The organism is Rhodothermus profundi (genome assembly GCF_900142415.1).
GTDB classification, from domain to species: Bacteria; Bacteroidota; Rhodothermia; order Rhodothermales; family Rhodothermaceae; genus Rhodothermus; species Rhodothermus profundi.
Map to the genome: position 1 here is coordinate 49732 of NZ_FRAU01000012.1, position 16242 is coordinate 65973.

General features: G+C 61.9%; 14 protein-coding genes. 3 read left to right on the top strand and 11 right to left on the bottom strand.

Annotated features, from left to right (window positions below):
• The first annotated feature begins 35 nt into the window (after nt 1-35).
• Complete coding sequence (locus BUA15_RS13355; protein ID WP_072716492.1) at nt 36-503, top strand: DUF2938 family protein; 468 nt, start codon at nt 36-38, stop codon at nt 501-503.
• 128 nt (nt 504-631) lie between these two features.
• Here BUA15_RS13355 and BUA15_RS13360 read toward each other — a convergent pair whose 3' ends face one another.
• The 11 genes from BUA15_RS13360 to BUA15_RS13410 all read right to left on the bottom strand — a co-directional run bounded on the left by BUA15_RS13360 (nt 632) and on the right by BUA15_RS13410 (nt 13874).
• Nucleotides 632-1339, bottom strand: coding sequence for a hypothetical protein (locus BUA15_RS13360; protein WP_072716493.1), 708 nt, complete (start codon nt 1337-1339; stop codon nt 632-634).
• 78 nt (nt 1340-1417) lie between these two features.
• Nucleotides 1418-3403 carry a M12 family metallo-peptidase gene (locus BUA15_RS13935; protein ID WP_072716494.1) on the bottom strand — a complete coding sequence of 662 codons (1986 nt, stop codon included), beginning with the start codon at nt 3401-3403 and terminating at the stop codon, nt 1418-1420.
• A 648-nt stretch (nt 3404-4051) separates the two neighbouring features.
• Nucleotides 4052-5185, bottom strand: a complete 1134-nt coding sequence (locus BUA15_RS13370; protein ID WP_072716495.1) for a bifunctional 2-methylcitrate synthase/citrate synthase — start codon at nt 5183-5185, stop codon at nt 4052-4054.
• 13 nt (nt 5186-5198) lie between these two features.
• On the bottom strand, nt 5199-6119 hold the full coding sequence (gene prpB, locus BUA15_RS13375; RefSeq protein WP_072716496.1) for a methylisocitrate lyase: 921 nt from the start codon (nt 6117-6119) through the stop codon (nt 5199-5201).
• 226 nt (nt 6120-6345) lie between these two features.
• A complete protein-coding gene (locus tag BUA15_RS13380; RefSeq protein ID WP_072716497.1) occupies nt 6346-7515 on the bottom strand; it encodes a serine hydrolase in 1170 nt (389 codons plus the stop codon).
• 74 nt (nt 7516-7589) lie between these two features.
• Nucleotides 7590-8315, bottom strand: coding sequence for a dethiobiotin synthase (gene bioD, locus BUA15_RS13385; protein WP_072716498.1), 726 nt, complete (start codon nt 8313-8315; stop codon nt 7590-7592).
• Nucleotides 8316-8320: 5 nt separating this feature from the next.
• Nucleotides 8321-9700: an adenosylmethionine--8-amino-7-oxononanoate transaminase gene (bioA, locus tag BUA15_RS13390; protein ID WP_072716499.1), complete on the bottom strand. Its 1380-nt coding sequence runs from the start codon at nt 9698-9700 to the stop codon at nt 8321-8323.
• 14 nt (nt 9701-9714) lie between these two features.
• Nucleotides 9715-10746 carry a 3-oxoacyl-ACP synthase III family protein gene (locus tag BUA15_RS13395; protein ID WP_072716500.1) on the bottom strand — a complete coding sequence of 344 codons (1032 nt, stop codon included), beginning with the start codon at nt 10744-10746 and terminating at the stop codon, nt 9715-9717.
• Nucleotides 10736-11917: an 8-amino-7-oxononanoate synthase gene (bioF, locus tag BUA15_RS13400; protein WP_072716501.1), complete on the bottom strand. Its 1182-nt coding sequence runs from the start codon at nt 11915-11917 to the stop codon at nt 10736-10738. Before bioF ends, BUA15_RS13395 begins: the two co-directional genes overlap by 11 nt.
• Complete coding sequence (gene bioB, locus BUA15_RS13405; protein WP_072716502.1) at nt 11883-12917, bottom strand: biotin synthase BioB; 1035 nt, start codon at nt 12915-12917, stop codon at nt 11883-11885. The genes bioF and bioB overlap by 35 nt, the downstream gene beginning before the upstream one ends.
• A 3-nt stretch (nt 12918-12920) precedes the next feature.
• Nucleotides 12921-13874: a biotin--[acetyl-CoA-carboxylase] ligase gene (locus tag BUA15_RS13410; protein ID WP_072716503.1), complete on the bottom strand. Its 954-nt coding sequence runs from the start codon at nt 13872-13874 to the stop codon at nt 12921-12923.
• A 297-nt stretch (nt 13875-14171) separates the two neighbouring features.
• Here BUA15_RS13410 and BUA15_RS13415 point away from each other — a divergent pair, with 297 nt between their 5' ends.
• Both BUA15_RS13415 and BUA15_RS13420 read left to right on the top strand, forming a co-directional pair.
• Nucleotides 14172-14726: a hypothetical protein gene (locus BUA15_RS13415; RefSeq protein WP_072716504.1), complete on the top strand. Its 555-nt coding sequence runs from the start codon at nt 14172-14174 to the stop codon at nt 14724-14726.
• Nucleotides 14727-14897: 171 nt separating this feature from the next.
• The gene (locus BUA15_RS13420) at nt 14898-16022 is read left to right on the top strand and encodes an NHL repeat-containing protein (protein WP_072715458.1); all 1125 of its coding nucleotides are present in this window, start codon (nt 14898-14900) and stop codon (nt 16020-16022) included.
• Nucleotides 16023-16242: the final 220 nt, after the last annotated feature.

Here is a 16242-nt window from a genome sequence, read left to right on the forward strand (position 1 = left end):
CGGTAGCAGCACCCTCCATCTAACAGGAGATCACCATGAAAGCTTTCCCGATTAAGCGTGCGTTGCTGGCCGGAGTAACCGGCACCCTGTTTTTCGATGTGTTCGGACTGATGGTCTCCGCCATAATGGGCAACCCCGCATGGTGGGACATTCCAGCCCTGCTGGCCGGAAAGCTAGGCCTGCCCCTCTTTTTCGGCGTACTGGCCCATTACCTGAACGGAATCGTGCTGGCCGTGATCTATGCAGCCGTAGCTCCGTTTCTCTGGGGTTCAAAGTGGATGCGGGCCCTGACGTACATCACCGTTGAGACCGTGCTGGGGGTGTGGCTGTTTATGGCTCCCCTGCTGGGGATGGGCATTGCCGGCGTAAACGGACCGATGGGCACCCTGTTTGCCGTGATCTCGCTGGTGCGCCACTGGGTCTACGCCATTGGACTGGCCCTGTTCATCCCGATATCGGTCAGCCTACCGGCCTCTGATGCCGCTCCGTCGGCGGCCTCCTGAATAAATGCTACCCCGCCTAAAAAAGCCCGATCGCCCGGACGATCGGGCTTTTTAGGCGGCATTTTCTCTCTCAGAAAAACGGCTGCACGAATGGCGGCACCCCCACCGACCGATATCTCCCGGAGGTTCTAAAGGGTGCGCACCTCTACGCGCAGGCAGTTGCGTTCCCGCCAGCAGCGACGGAAATAGTTCCACGTCACGGCCGGCACCCGAAACCGCCCCTGAAAATGCAACTTCGCGTCCGGATACCGACTCCGAATGGAACGGTGAAACGGCGAAAGCACCATCTCAAACCGCCCCTCGTAAAACACCAGCAGAAACGGCTCGGTCTGCACCGTGTCGATCCGGCTGAAGCGCACCCAGCTCCGCAACGAATCCTCCCGCGCAATCCAGTACGAACTGATCCCTAAATCCCCATCGATCTCGCTTAAACTTCCTGAACGTCCCAGAAAAATTTCTGGTAGTTCACCATTCGTCACTTTCTCCCGTTCAAAAGGGTTGGAATTGAACAGATAATAAATCGTGGTGGTCTGTAGGGGTTTTTCGTAGAGGTCAAGTCTGAGTCGGGCTTCATAGAAGGGAAGATCGGCAGTGGGATTGCTTAAAATAAAGTTGGTTCCAAGATAGATATAGCGCTTGTCGGCGTCGAACATAAAGCCGAGCACCGAATCTGGCCGCCAGGGCCGACCGTCCAGACAGATGAACGCATAGGGCACAGGTCCCTCCGGCGGCACCACCAGCTCCGGCCGGCGACAGCGCAAATCCTCCGGACTTTGCGCCTCCAGCAAGCTACACCCCCCAACCATCACCACGACCAGCAACCAACCCTTCCGCATCGCTTCCTTCAGCTTTGGCTTCAGAACAGACGAAACCGAGCGCGGAGGAACCCACGCCGGCTCCTCCGCAGCCCCTACCTACCGAACCCGCGTGATCGACTGCGTCAACGTGCGACCACCAGCCCGCAACACCACCACATAACGACCCGCCGACCAGTGGCCCGTCGACAACACCTCCCGGTGCCAGCCCGCCTCCATGCGACCCAACCGCCGACGCACCACCTCCCGGCCCAGCACATCATACACCCTGAGCTCCACCTCCTGCGCCGCCGGCAACCCAAAACGCACCACCACCTGATCCTGCGCCGGGTTCGGATACACCTCCGCCAACACCACCGCCTCCGGCAACCGACCCCGCACCACCCGCACCGAATCCTCCAAAGCCCGCTTGCAAAAGCCCCCCAGCTCATCCTCACATCCCGGATCCAGCACATACACCTCCTGCGTGACCGTGTGCTCCTGCCCGTCGCTGCTCTGCACCGTCAACCGAATGTAGTGCGATCCAGCCTCCAGGTAAGTCGTGAACGTCTCGCCCGTGCTCAGCACCGGACCGCAACTGAACGGACTCGAGCAGCTGCGCCACTGGTAGCTCAAAGGCGCTACCCCACCGCAGGGCATGGCCACAAACGTATAAAGACCCGCAAACGGAAAACTGGCCGACGAGTAGGTAAAACGCGCCCGTAGATCGTTCGAGTACCGAAAGTCGGCCACCATGTCGGCTGTCTCCCGCAATACGCGCGCATTGTGCCGGTCCGGCTGCCCTGTGGCCACCCCCTGGTAGGTCACGTTCGGATCCGAAAATTGCTTGATGCGCACATACGGCCAGGGCGTGTAGGCCATGACCGTAGCATAGTAGCGCGTGCGACAGTCCGGCGCGCAACTGTACGCCGAAAACCGATGGCCTCGCGCATAGGGAATGCCCTGCGGGTCAATCCCATCGGCCGGGTGATGCTGCGCCCCCTGAATGTGGCCAAGCTCATGGACAAACGTGTAACGCCCTGCGCTGGCATAATCGACCTGCACAATCGCATAGGCGTACTGGTTCACCTGGCTCGCGTTGACCACCGCCTCGCCCGAACTCCCATGCGGAATCGACTCGTCCGCAACCGATCCATACACACCCTGCCCCCACCACAAGGTATCCGAGTCAATCAACAACACCACCACGTCGGCCTGATACTGATCCCGCAACAGCCGCGCCTGAGAATCCTGCGAAAGAGCTTTGACATCATCTTCGGGATAATATCCCATTACCTCAAAATTAAACAGTTGCTTATGAGCCAGGCGAAGTTCGAGGTTGTTGATGGCGCTGTTGCGATAAGCCTGGTTCGCATCGTTGAGGGCCGCGTAGATGATCCCATCGATGTCCCGACCCTGCGCCGCCTTCGGCGTGTACAGCACCAACACCCGCACCACCTCCGGACTGCATCGATCCTGATCCATCGCACGCGCCACCGCGGCACCCTCCTGGACGCACCTTCCCGCCGCCGACGCCTGCCTCGCTTGCTCCACGGGTTGCTCAGGCTGCCCCCAACCCACCGCATTGCTCACGCCCGCCTCACGAAAAACACCGCCCCCGTCGTAATACGGACTTGCCGGCCGCTCCCGCGGATACTTCCGCGGGTCGATCGTCACCAAAGCGTGCAACCCACCCCCCAGCGGCCGTACCCAGTACTCCCAATCCCCCAACAACACGTGGCCCGTCACCGCACCCGTCCGCAACACCACCAGCGACACCTCGCCCACCACTGCCGAGGTGTCCGCCCCCACATAGATCCGCCCGTTCCAGGCCACCGCCTCCTCCGAAAGCACCGAAAGTTCCCCACGCCGCACCGTCAATGTGCCAAGGCCCTGGCCCCGGCCCGGCACCAACCGACCCGCCGCGTTCACCGCCAGCGTAAAGGAACGATAACGCCAGAGCTCTTCGGGCAGCCGCACCAGTTGCAGGTGCACCGCCATCGGCAGCCGTTGCAACACCTGCCAGCGTTGTTGGGCCTGGGTGCCCAGCGCCTCCACCGACACGGCCGGCTCCTCAAATAGCGTAATCGGTTGTCCCAGCAGCATCGCCGGGCTCAGCGCCAGCCAGAGTCCCAGGAGTAGAAGGGGGGGTAAGCCGTGTGCGTCTCATGGCTTCTTCCGTTTTCGGTTGGGGAGAAAAGGGCTTCCGAGTCAACCGAGAACGGCTGGTGACGGAGAGGGTCACCACGTCGCCGTGGTTTGGATAATATTAAATAAAACAAAGGTTTGATTGTCAAGTCCAGAATTTGTCTCCATGGGTTTGGGCCCCTTCCCCCTCCCCTCTGGGGAGGGGAAAAAATAGAAGAAAGCTCTGGCAGTCTGTAGGGGTTCGGTGCGGCTGCCGGTGCTGTTCAATAGCGCGTCTGGCAGGGGGAGACAAAAGAACCTGCTCCCCCTTGAGGGGGAGCAGCCCGGAGGGCTGAGGGGGTGTTTGTTGGGAGGCGGTGTTATCGTTGGAGAGGGCTTGGCGGCCGGGTCGGCATGGCAGGTAGGTTGGCCCCTCCCCCTGCCCCCTCCCCGGAGGGGAGGGGGAAACAGAAGAAAGCCCTGCGGGGAAGGACTTGTGGGCGGACCGCGCGCGGTTTTCTCTCCGGAGCGTGCCTGCTGTAAGGAAAAACCACACCGCCTTCATGAGGCGGTTTTGAGCGAGACGTTATCCGTATTGCAACGAACACGAAAAGGTGTACCGGCCCCCTATCCTCGTGCATCCAGCGGGGGAACCGATCGCTCGGGCGGACCCACGTAGCGGCTCAGTGGCCGGATGATCCGGTTGTCGGCCAGCTGCTCCATCACGTGCGCCGACCAGCCCGTGATGCGGCTTATCACGAAAATGGGCGTGTACGTCTCAATGTCGAAGCCCATCATGTAATAGGCCGGGCCGGTCGGATAATCCAGGTTCGGATGGATTCCCTTTTGCTGGACGACGACTTCCTGGATGGCATCGTAGATGGCCATCAGTTCCTGATAGCCCAGGCGTTCGGCCAGCCGACGCGTATAGCGTTCCATGATGGGCACGCGGGAGTCGCCGTAGCGGTAGACCCGGTGCCCGAAGCCCATGATCTTCTGCTTGCGGGCCAGGGCGTCCTGCACCCATTGCCGCGCTTCGTCAGGCGAGCGGAACGGTTTGAGCATGCGCATAACTTCTTCGTTCGCTCCGCCGTGCAGTGGGCCTTTGAGCGCGCCGATAGCGCCCGTGATCGCGCTGTAGTAGTCCGAGAGCGTCGACGTGATCACGCGGGCCGTGAACGTGGAAGCGTTGAAGCTATGTTCGGCATACAGGATCAACGAAACATCGAAGGCCTTGACTACCTCGGGATCCGGCACCTCGCCGAAGTACATGTGAAAGAAGTTTTCGGCAAAGGTCAGGTCTTCGCGGGGAGGAATGAAATCCAGCCCATGTCGGCGGCGGCGGTCGGCAGCCACAATGGTGGGCAGTTTGGCCAACAGACCAATAGCCTTACGTCGGATCGTGTCGAGGTCCGCACCGGTCGCTTCCGGATCATTTGCGCCGATCAGACTAACGGCCGTGCGGAGCACATCCATCGGCGCGGCATCCGTGTGAATCAGGCGCAGCAGGTGGTGGACCGTCTCATCCAGTTCGCGCTGGCGGCGTTCCTCTTGCTCGAAAGCCTCAAGTTGGGCGCGCGTGGGCAGCTCGCCGTAGAGCAGCAGGTAGGCCACCTCTTCAAAGCGGCATTGCTCGGCCAGCTCATGCACCGGATAGCCTCGGTAGTAGAGGGCTCGCTTTTCTGGAATAACGTTCGAAATGGCCGACTCGTCGGCCACAACGCCTGCCAGCCCTTTCTTTACTTCGGTTGTTTCAGCCATAGGTTTGCTGCGGTTAGTGATGGTCGGAGGGTGCGTCTTCCAGACGGAAATTGTACACGTTCTGGTCAAAGACCGTATAGCGTTCGTATTGCAGCAGTTCGTAGAGTTCTTTGCGGGTTTGCATGCGGTCGAGCAGAGCTTGCTGGGTACCTGCCTCCAGCAGGTGCCGCAGGCCGTCCTCGACGGCTTTCATGGCCAGTCGCAGCCCGGTGACTGGATAGATCACCAGATTGTAGCCCAGCGCTTGCAACTGCTCGGCCGAAAGCAGGGGCGATTTGCCAAACTCAGTCATGTTGGCCAGCAGCGGCACGTCGGGCAGGGCCTTTCGGAAGGCTGCAAACTCCTCGGCAGACTGAAGCGCCTCCGGAAAGATCATGTCGGCACCTGCCGCTACATAAGCCCGGGCGCGTTCAATGGCGGCCTCCAGCCCTTCAACGCCCCGGGCATCCGTGCGCGCAATGATCAGAAAGTTCGGGTCGCGCCGGGCCTGCACCGCCGCCCGCACCTTACGCTCCATTTCTTCGACAGGGACCAACGCCTTGTGGTCCAGGTGGCCGCATCGTTTGGGGTTGACCTGATCCTCCAGGTGACAGCCGGCCAGCCCCATTTCTTCCAGTTCCTGCACAGTGCGGGCAACGTTCAGCACCTCGCCAAAACCGGTGTCGATGTCCACAATGGCCGGCAGCCGGGTGACGCGGGCAATCTGGCGACTTCGCCCGGCTACTTCGGTCAACGTGGTAAGCCCCACGTCCGGCAATCCCAGATCGGCCGATAGCACGGCACCGGAAATATAAACACCATCAAACCCCAGCCGCTCGATCAGCATGGCTACCAGGGGCGAGAACGCTCCGGGGAAACGGAGCAATCGTCCACGCTGGAGCGCTTCGCGCAGGGCACGCCGTTTTTCGGCAGGCGATGTGGTGGCAAATAGCATGGTTGGTCCAGAGAGCGTTCCTGGATATCGTTAAGCTAAACGACGCGTCGCAGAAATGCTTCCCGAACAGGGAGTCGAACGCTGAAACTTTTCAGAAAAGCGTTTTCAGCGCGGCCGGAACAGGTATTAGCGGAAGCGACACACAATTCAATTGTCAGGCAAGTCGGATTGCTGGCTGGTCGGGCGTTATCGGGTTAGGCGCAGCGCTGAGCCGACCCGGATTGCTTCAGGGATGGGAACGTAGCTGTTGGAGCAGTCGCTGATACAGTCCGATAAAGCGCGCGCGGTCCAGACGCTCCGAATGGTTCCAGGTAGCACTGACGCAATAGTGCTGATTCTGATGGTCAATCAGGTACGTGGTGAAGTTCAGCACGCCGGGCTCCGAGCCGCCTTTATAGGCAACAAGCTGCCAGTCTTCACGGCGAGCCAGTCCAGGATTGATTTGGGTAAGGGGCAGATCGTAAACGGTCGCTATCAGCTCACAGAGTTCGCGGGTGGTGAAGAACCACTCGACTTCCAGCAGGACGGGACCACCGGCAAACAGGGCTTCGTCCGGCAGGGGAAGGGACTGCAGTTGAGGCAGCAGCATGCGGCGATCTGCCGTGTCGGCCGCCAGAAATCGGCGCGCCCAGGCCTGGTTGGCCGGATTCTTCAGCAAAAAGGCTTCGCGGGTCGTCAGGAAGGGCCGGTTGCGGGGACTGTAGGCTTCAATGGCCGGGCGGCCCAGCAGATGAATCAACGCGTCGGTGGCTGTGTTGTCGCTGCGCGAGATCATCAAGGCTGCCAGCGTGTGCAGCGTCAGGGGCGCCTCGTCAGGCCAGGTATGCAGAAAACCCGAAGGCAGGCTTTTCCATTCGGGACGCAGGCGAACCACGTCGTCCCATCGGTGGTGCCCGGCTTCGATCGCCTCTCGGAGTGCCCGCAAAACCGCCAGCTTGAAGGCGGAGCCGACCGCTAGCGGTGTATCGGCTCGGAGGGTCAGCAATGGCTGGCCGTTCTTCTGCACAAACAGACTGACGGTCCCGGGAAGTTGCCGAAGAGAATCCAGCAGGGCTTCAAGGCTGACGATCTGAGGCACCGGCGGACCGAAAAAGAGGCCGGCAATACGCCCCTGAGCGTCCAGTACAATCCGGGTAGGAATCTGCGCCCGTTCAAGGATCACTTTGTATTCGAGGCCATGTCCCGTAACGCTCAACAGGGATCCATGCTGTTGCTTGAGCTGCGCAACGATCCGGGCTACCTGTTGGGCTGAAACCTGCTCCAGAAACTGCGGCGTGAACCATTCGGTGGCAAGGGTATCTCGCGTGAACAGCAGCCGCAGCCAGTCGGTCGGCGTCTGAGTCAGTGCCACTTGCGGGAGCAATAGCAGGGCTCCCAGGAGGGCCAGGCGTCGCATGGTTGGTTGGCAGCTTAGAAAGCGCTTTTCGTGGGATACGAACAGGTATCTGCAAGGTTACGCGCGCTGTCTCCTCAATTGTGGGCGATACGCTGTTGTAGCGTTCGGTAACGCGTAAGCAGCGCGTCGAGCGTCATCCCTTCCGCCACGGCCGAGGCGGCCTCGTCGGCCGAGCGGATAGCCGGCCGACGCGGAATACGGCCCAGCACGGGCACATGACACAGCTCCTCGATCATAGCCGGGTTGGTCCGGGTAGCCACATCGGGATGCTCAGGATAGCCGCAGAGCACCACGCCCACCACCGGCAGGCCCTGGCTCCGGGCATAGTGCACGGTCAGAAAGGTATGGTTGAGCGTGCCCAGTCCCGGACGCGCAACCACCAGCACGGGCAGCCTCCAGCGGGCGGCCAGACCGGCATAGTCCAGGTGTTCGGTCAGCGGAACCGACAACCCGCCGGCCGTTTCGACAAGAACCCAGTCGCGGTTCTGCAGGCGTTGCCAGGCCGCTTCGATGCGGTCGAGGTCCACGGGGCGGCCTGCTCGTCGCGCAGCCACCAGCGGGGCCAGGGGTTCGGCGTAGACGCACGGGACTACCTGTGCAGGCGGATCGTTCACCCGGGCCCCTTCGGCCAGCATACGGGCGTCCGGCGGCCAGTCGTCCGGCGATCCCTCCCAGCCTGTTTCGACTGGTTTAAGCACGCCTACCTGATAGCCAGCGTCGCGCAGCAACCGGGCCAGACCGGCGCCTACTACCGTTTTGCCAACGCCCGTGTCCGTGCCAGTAATGAGTAATCCGTTCATGGTTTCTACAAAAGCGTCTGTGCCAGCGATTCCAGCTCAGGGAGTGCATCCTCAAAGGCCGCGTGCAGGATCGCGGTCATCTCATCCAGCTCTGCTTCGGTGGCAGCCAGCGGTGGCATGAAGATCAGGACGGAGCCAATGGGACGTACAAGCATCCCTCGGCGCCGGGCGTGCCGGGCTACGATGAAGCCGACCTGGGCCCCATAGGGGAAGGGAGTGCGGGTGGAGCGGTCGGCTACGATTTCAATCCCCACCATGAAGCCTGCCTGGCGTACCTCGGCCACAAAAGGATGCGCCTGTAGCGGCGCCAGTCCGGTGCGCAAACGTTCGATTTTGTCCGGAAGCGAAGGAATCAGCTGGAGGAGCAGCTCCAGGCTGGCCAGCGCTACAGCGCACCCCAGCGGATTACCGGTGTAGGAATGGCCGTGGAAAAACGTCTTGCGTTCCTCCACTTCTCCCAGAAACGCCTCGAATACCTGTTCGGTGGTGAGCGTAGCGGCCAGCGGCAGATACCCGCCGGTGAGCCCTTTGCCCAGGCAGAGCAGATCGGGCGTGATGCCTTCGGCTTCACAGGCAAAGAGCCGTCCGGTGCGGCCAAAGCCCGTAGCTACCTCATCGACGATCAGCAGCACATTGTAGCGGTGGCAGAGCGCCCGCAGCTCCCGCAGAAAACCTCGGGGTGCCGGCAGGATGCCCCCGGCCCCTTCGACCGGTTCGACGATCACGGCTGCCAGTTCATGCCCGCGCTGCTGCAACACCTGTTCGACTGCCTCCAGGCTTTCGGCAAGGCGGTCGTGCGGATAGGGATACGGCACGCGTGGATGACCGGGCAACAGGTCCAGAAAGGGCCAGTGAAAGAGCGGGTCTGGCGCCACGCCCACAGCGCCCAGCGTGTCGCCGTGGTAGTTATTGGTGAAGCCGAGCACGTAGCGTTTTGTGCGCTGCCCCTGATTGGCCCAGAACTGGATGGCCATTTTCAGGGCTATCTCGACGGCCGTGGCGCCGCTGTCGGAATAAAAAACGCGCTGCAGACCGGGTGGGGCCACCTCAATCAACCGTCTGGCCAGCACCACGGCCGGCACGTTCGCCTGCCCCAACAGGGTAGCGTGTGCCACGCGCCGGAGCTGGGCTTCGATGGCGGCGTTCAGCTCGGGCACGTTGTGGCCGTGCACGTTCAACCAGATCGACGAAGTCCCGTCGTAGTACCAGTTGCCGTGAATGTCTTCCAGCTTAATGCCCTGGCCGCGCCGGATGATGACCGGATCGCTGGCCAGATACTGCTTCATGGGCGTAAAGGGATGCCAGACGTAGGCTTTGTCCCAGGCAACGAGCGTTTCCGGATCCAGGGCGTCGAGCAGGTCACTGGGCTTGGGTTTCTCTATCATCGTAAATCGGCGATTTACCATTGAAGGAGGATCGCGGCCGAGAGCAGTCCAGCGCCGACGGCGGTGAGCAGGAGGAGATCGCCGCGCTGAAAGCGGTGAGCTTCGAGGGCCAGTGCCAGCGGAATGGTAGCGGCCGAGCTGTTGCCGATGCGTTCGACGACATTGATGGTTCGGCTGGCCGGGATGCCGAGCTGCCGCCGGGCTTCTTCGATCAGGCGATGGTTGGCCTGGTGAGGGATCCACCAGGCTACGTCGGCAAGCGTCAGACCGGCCTGTGCAAGCACGCGGCGGCCGGCTTCGGCCATGCCGGCGGCGGCTTTTCGGAAAAGGGCTGGGCCATTTTGCAGGTGCATCAGGTGTTCGCCGCGGGCGACGCGTTCGGGAGTCAACGGGAGGCGGCTGCCGCCGGCCGGAATGTAGAGGTCCTGCCAACTGGCCCCATCGGCGCCCAGCCAGGATGCCACAATGCCCCGGGAGGCGTGCACAGGGCCCAGTACAACGGCTCCGGCGCCGTCCGCAAAAAGCGCAGACGTTCGGGGGTCGTTCGGGTTAATGCGGCGGCTGAGCACGTTGGCCCCAACGACCAGCACATGGGTCTGTTGCAGGCGCACGTAGCTGTCGGCCAGCGTCAGGGCATACAGAAAGCCGCTGCAGGCGCCGGCCAGGTCGATGGCGCCGGCGCGCGTAAGCCCCAACCGGTGGGCCACGATAGGCGCCGTCGGTGGAAGGAGATGGTCGGGCGTGCTCGTGGCCAGCAGGAGCAGGCGGATGGTCTCGGGGGGCAGATTGGCCTGTTGCAGGGCCGCTGCGCCTGCCCGGACGGCCAGATCACTGGTAGCTTCATCCGGACGCACCATCGGCCGCTCTCGGATGCCGGTGCGTCGGACGATCCAGCCTGCCGGCAATCCCAGCCGACGTTCGGTTTCGGCGCTTGTCTCGCGTCGGGCCGGAAGGGCGGCGCCAACTCCCAGCACCGCTGCGCGCAGGTCAACAGGTGCAGGTGTCTGAGACAGGGGACGTTCGGCAAATGAGACCTCAGGCAGCATGGCGTTTCAGTTGATCTGCTTCCGGAAAAGCGGCCAGCGCGGCTTCGATGTCGTCATCGGTATGGATGGCCATGGGGGCCAGACGAATGCGGCTGGTTCCGGGCGGGACGGTAGGTGGACGAATGGCCGGCGCCAGCACGCCGTGCGCCTCCAGGTGGGCCGACAGTTGGAGCGCCGCCGCGGGTGACCCGACCAGTACGGCCAGCATGGGCGCGGGCGCTTCGTGCCGAACGGTGTAGCCTCGGGCTTCGAGGCCGGCCTTCAGCCGCGCGACATGCGCCTGCTGGCGCTGGCGTCGGCGCGCGCCTTCGCCAGACTGAACCAGCCGGACGGCTTCCAGGGCTGCAGCGGCCAGCACAGGGGCCAGTCCGGTGCTGTAGATAAACGCCCGGGCACGATGCACCAGGTAGTCGATAAGCAAACGAGTGCCCAGGGCAGCACCTCCCTGCACGCCCAGCGCCTTCGATAGGGTGGCCACCTGGACGGGAATCCGGCCAGCCACGCCCAGATGATGGGCCGTGCCCCGGCCTTCGGGGCCCACGACCCCCGTGCCGTGCGCGTCGTCCACGATGAGCAGGGCTTCGTAGCGTTCGGCCAGCTCGGCCAGCTCTGCCAGAGGGGCTATCGTGCCGTCCATGCTGAAGATAGCGTCGGTTACGATAAACCGACGGCCCCCGCGGCCCGGGCCTGGCCCGCGCAGCAGGTGTTCGAGTTGCTCCAGATCACGATGGCGGTAGTAGCGGAAGCGGGCGCGGCTCAGGCGCGCACCATCGTTCAGGCTGGCATGGTTGAGCGCGTCAGCAAAGATCTGGTCGCGCGGGCCGGCCAGCGCCGAAAGCACCCCGACATTGGCCGCGTACCCGCTCGGAAAGACCAGCGCCGCCTCGGTTTCTTTCAGGGCAGCCAGGGCCACTTCTAAGGCGTCATGTACCGGCCGGTCGCCCACCACCAGCCGGGCAGCACCGGCCCCGATGCCCCAGCGCGCCAGCGCTTCGCGGGCAGCTGCCGTCAGGCGGGGATCGGTACTCAGCCCCAGATAGTCGTTCGAGGCCAGGTTCAGCAGACGACGCCCCTCGCGTTCCACGTAGGGGCCCCCGCTGGAAAGGGGACGAATCTGCCGGCGCAGGCCCTTTGCTTCAAGCTGCTGGAGCTGTTGAGCGAGCCACTGCATGGGAACGGGCAGGTTGCGGCGTTTCGGGCACAAAGCCCAGGTCCTCGATCATCTGCCAGTCGGCTTCCGCTGCCTGACCTTTTTCGGTCAGGTAATCGCCCAGAAAGAGACTGTTGGCCACCATAAGCGCCAGGGGTTGGAGACTGCGCAGGTGCAGCTCGCGGCCCGCCGAAGCCCGGATCTCGGCGCGAGGATTCACAAAGCGAAACACCGAGAGATAACGCAGGCAGGCCCAGGGGGTCAGATGGCGGACGGTCTGCCCTTCTCCCAGCGGGGTGCCCTTGATGGGAATTAGAAAGTTGACCGGAATGGACGTGGCCCCGGCCTCTCGCAACGCGTAGGCCATATCGAGCACGTCTTCATCCGTTTCACCCATACCGAGAATTACGCCGGTGCAGGTTTGCAATCCGGCTTTGAGGGCGATCTGTACCGTGCGCACGCGGTCTTCATAGGTGTGCGTCGAGCAGATGCGTTCGTAGTGGCGCGCGCTGGTGTTCAGGTTGTGGTTGTAGGCGTCCACGCCGGCTTCTTTGAGCAGGCGGGCCTGGGTTTCGTCCAGAATGCCCATGCAGGCGCAGATCTCCAGCGGCAGTTCGGCTTTGATGCGGCGCGTGGCTTCAAGGACGGTCTCCAGCTCGCGCCGGTGCGGCCCCCGACCCGAGGTGACGATGCAGAAGCGCTGCGCGCCGGCCGCGTAGGCCTGACGGGCCCGGGCAAGGATTTCTTCGACCGAGAGCATGCGGTACCGCGGAATCGGCGCCTTTGAGAGGCGCGACTGGGAGCAGTAATGGCAATCCTCGGGGCAGAGGCCACTCTGCGCGTTCAGCAGTACGTTGACCTTGACCCGGTTGCCAAAAAAGTGACGTCGCACGCGCCAGGCAGCCTCGACGAGCCGCAACGTTTCTTCGTCGGGAAGCTGAAGCAGGGCGCGGGCCACTTCCCGCGCAGGCGGACGGTCCTGGAGTGCATCGGCAACCAGTTGATCCCAGGCAATTTCCATGGTTTATGCAGGTAGGTTCGGTGGATGGTTGGCGGAAACAGGGGATAGGAGGGCAACGTCGCCGGCCGAGATCGTTCGCAGCGTGCCGTCGGCCAGCCGGACCTGCAGGGCGCCGGAGGAGGCAAGGGCTTCGGCCACGCCTTCGACCAGGCCTGCGGGCGTGTCGATGCGGACCGGGCGACCGAGCGTATAGCTGTAGCGACTCCAGGCCGTGCAGATCGCAGCAGCGTCCGTCAGCCGTTCGGACCAGTACTCCAGGCGCGCCAGCAGCTTCGCCAGCAGGTCCACCCGCCGCAGACCCGGCCGATAGGCCTCCAGGTAGGTCGCCTCTGGCGGGAGCGGTGCCGCGTGGACGTTCAGGCCAATGCCCAGCAGGAGAAAACGCACCTCTTCCCCTCGCAGCTCGGCTTCCACCAGCACACCGGCCAGCTTGCGTCCGTCAGGCGCCAGCAGGTCGTTGGGCCATTTGAGTCCGCCTACTTCGGCTGTTTCGGCCAGGGCTATCCCGGCGGCCAGCGACAGCCGGAGCAGTTCGGTAAGCGGCAGCCGGGGGCGCAGCAGGACCGAAAAGTACAGGCCAGCGCCGGGCGGGCTGACCCACGAACGCCCGCGCCGTCCCCGGCCACGGGTCTGCTGCTCGGCCAGTACGACGGCGCCTTCTGGCGCACCGGCTTCGGCCCAGGCCCGCAGCGCATCCTGCGTGCTGGTGGTGCGCCCCAGGTAGCGATAGGCCCGGCCAAAGCGCCCCTGAAGCCGTGCGTGCAGCAGGTGCGGGGCGGGACTGCCCGGACGTAACCGGTAACCCTGCCCCTGGACCACTTCGACCGGATAGCCGGCCGCCTGCAGCCGGTGCGCCTGCTTCCAGACCGCTACGCGGCTGAGCCCCAGCCGTTGGGCCAGGACCGAGCCGCTCGTGAACGTCTCGCTCAGATAGGCCAGCAACGCTGCATCTTTCATGTTAACCAAGATAAGACAACCCGGTTAACCAGGCAATACGGAGGCAACGGCAAGACGGCCAGGTGCGGAACGGTTCGGAAACGTTTGCAACGCGGCAGCCTCGGGCCGACGCAGCAGGGGATGCCGGGATCAATCCATCGCCCTGTTGAAAAGCCACGCTTTCAAACCCTCACGCTCCGACCAACTACGCGTCTCCTGGTTATAGTTCGGACCTGGTACTTGACAAATCCTGTGTGTGTGTAACTTAACAGCAGCTTCTCAAAGCCGAGGTACGGGTCCCTTTGAAGCATTTCGGCCATGTCGGCGGCCTGGAAAATCAGCCTGGGCTTGCTGCTTGTCGCGCTAAGCTGGAGCCTCTACGGCTGGCAAACGCAGCGACGCCTGCCGCAGGTGCCCTTCCCGTCCAAGGCGTTCGTGCCCGTCTGGACCCCGACCAAAGCTCCAGTACCAACTGACCGCCCGGGCGAGGTGCTGCTGTTTTTCAGCCCGGACGACTGTGGGCAGACGGTGGCGCGCACGGCGGCCTTCTGGGTCGAAGGGGCGCGGGCGCTGGGCTATCGGGTGGTGGGGATTCTGGAAGACCGGAGCCGGGAGCTGGCACGCCGCTATGCGGCGGTGATGGGATTTCCGTTCGCGGTGTGGTGGGATTCGGTGGGTTGGTACGGGCGGCATTATGGGGCGTTGGCGTTGCCGCGGGCGCTGGTGCGGCGGGAGGGTCGGGTGGTGGGGGAGCTGGGGCCGGAGGCGTTGCGCACGGTGCGGGGGGTTGAGTCGGTGCGGCTGTTGTTGGCTGCTTATTTCCGCGAAGATCTTTCTGTTCTCAAAAACCAACCAGAAGGAGGTGAGCTATGAGACGCTGGAAGGATCGGCTGGCGACGTTGTTTCTGGTGGTGGCGGTAGGCCTGAGCCTGCTGCCGTGGATTGTGCCGGCAGTTTCTGAAGAAAGGACCTCCGCAGAGTGTCCCAGTTTGGACTATGATTGGATAAGGAAAGAGATCTACTGCAACTGGCTTATTCCCTGTTATGGAAGACCGTTATGCTGCTTTGATTGTGGAATTGCCATTGTTCAATAAAAAGTCAATAATCATTATGTTCAAAGATACATGTAGAATATTTTTAATTTTAATAATAATCTGGATTTATTCACTTACCTCCCTGGGACAATCTATCGAGGATGTAATCCTATGGGTTGACTCGCTCAAACTTGAGGAGACAGAAGAAACATTTACAGGAATTATTGAGGTGAGTTTAGATCCGGAAGGAGGCTTTCTGGTAGCGGATGTTCAGGAGCATCAGGTGCGCCTTTACACGCAAGAAGGTCATCTACGTTTATATTTTGGCGGTCCCGGGGAGGCGCCGGGTAGATTGCGTCATCCTCGGGCGCCGGTCCGCCTTTTATCCGGTAGGATTCTGGTCCCTGATTTTGGAGGGCATCTCTCGTTATTTGATTCCCGTGGAAAGTTTATCCGGCGGTATACCCGGGTTGTCGTATCAGGAACCTATGCGGTGCGGGATGTACCGGGGCCTGAAGTTTTATTAATTGGCATGCGAAAAGCCCAGCGAGGTGCTCAGCCGTTGCTTCATTTTTTCGATCCAGAAAAGGGAAAGATTACCAAAAGCTTTTTTCCTCATCCTATTTCTCCGGGCCAGTATGGTGGCGTAATACATTCATTGGCACATTTAGTTGATGCGGATGTACTGGGTGATCGTATTGTAGCCACTTTTCTTTTGTTGAACCGGCTTTATTTTTTTGATCTAAATGGCCGGTTTATTGAAGCGATTGAAGTGCCCTTACGCCATTTTCGACGAACGATTCCTGAAAAGCCAATAGCCTCGTTGGAAGCATTTACTCAGTTTTTAGAAAGTCACTCGCTTTTGACGCGCGTTTTCTGGTTAAACCGAAAAATCATTCTAATTCTTTATAAGGATTTGTTGGATGTTCAACGCCGAAAGGCCCGCTGGAGTCTGGCAGGAGTCACGCCGAGAGGAAGCGTATTGTTTGAAGTGACGGACGTACCTCGACTGCTGGCGGTTAATCCACAGACAGGGACCTTGTTTTTCACGCATCCGAATTACGAAACAGAGAATCACTGGCTCGTAGGCCGCTTGAAGCCGCATGTACTTCGAGCTGCTGGACTCCGGCCGTAAGTGCATCTCTCGGGAGGGGCATGGCTGCCGGTGGCTGTGGGTGGTGGTCAGCGGAGCCCTCTTGTGCGAGTGCGGCGATTGAGCCCTATGGGGTGCTTGTTTCGATTTCGGGCAGGTGACAGCAGCCGCTGGAGCTTCCGGGCCCGGTGCTGGGGCGAGACGGGGTCTATCATCTTTACATTCGCTTGTCGGACGAGCCGGCTCGTCGGTTGATCGGGCG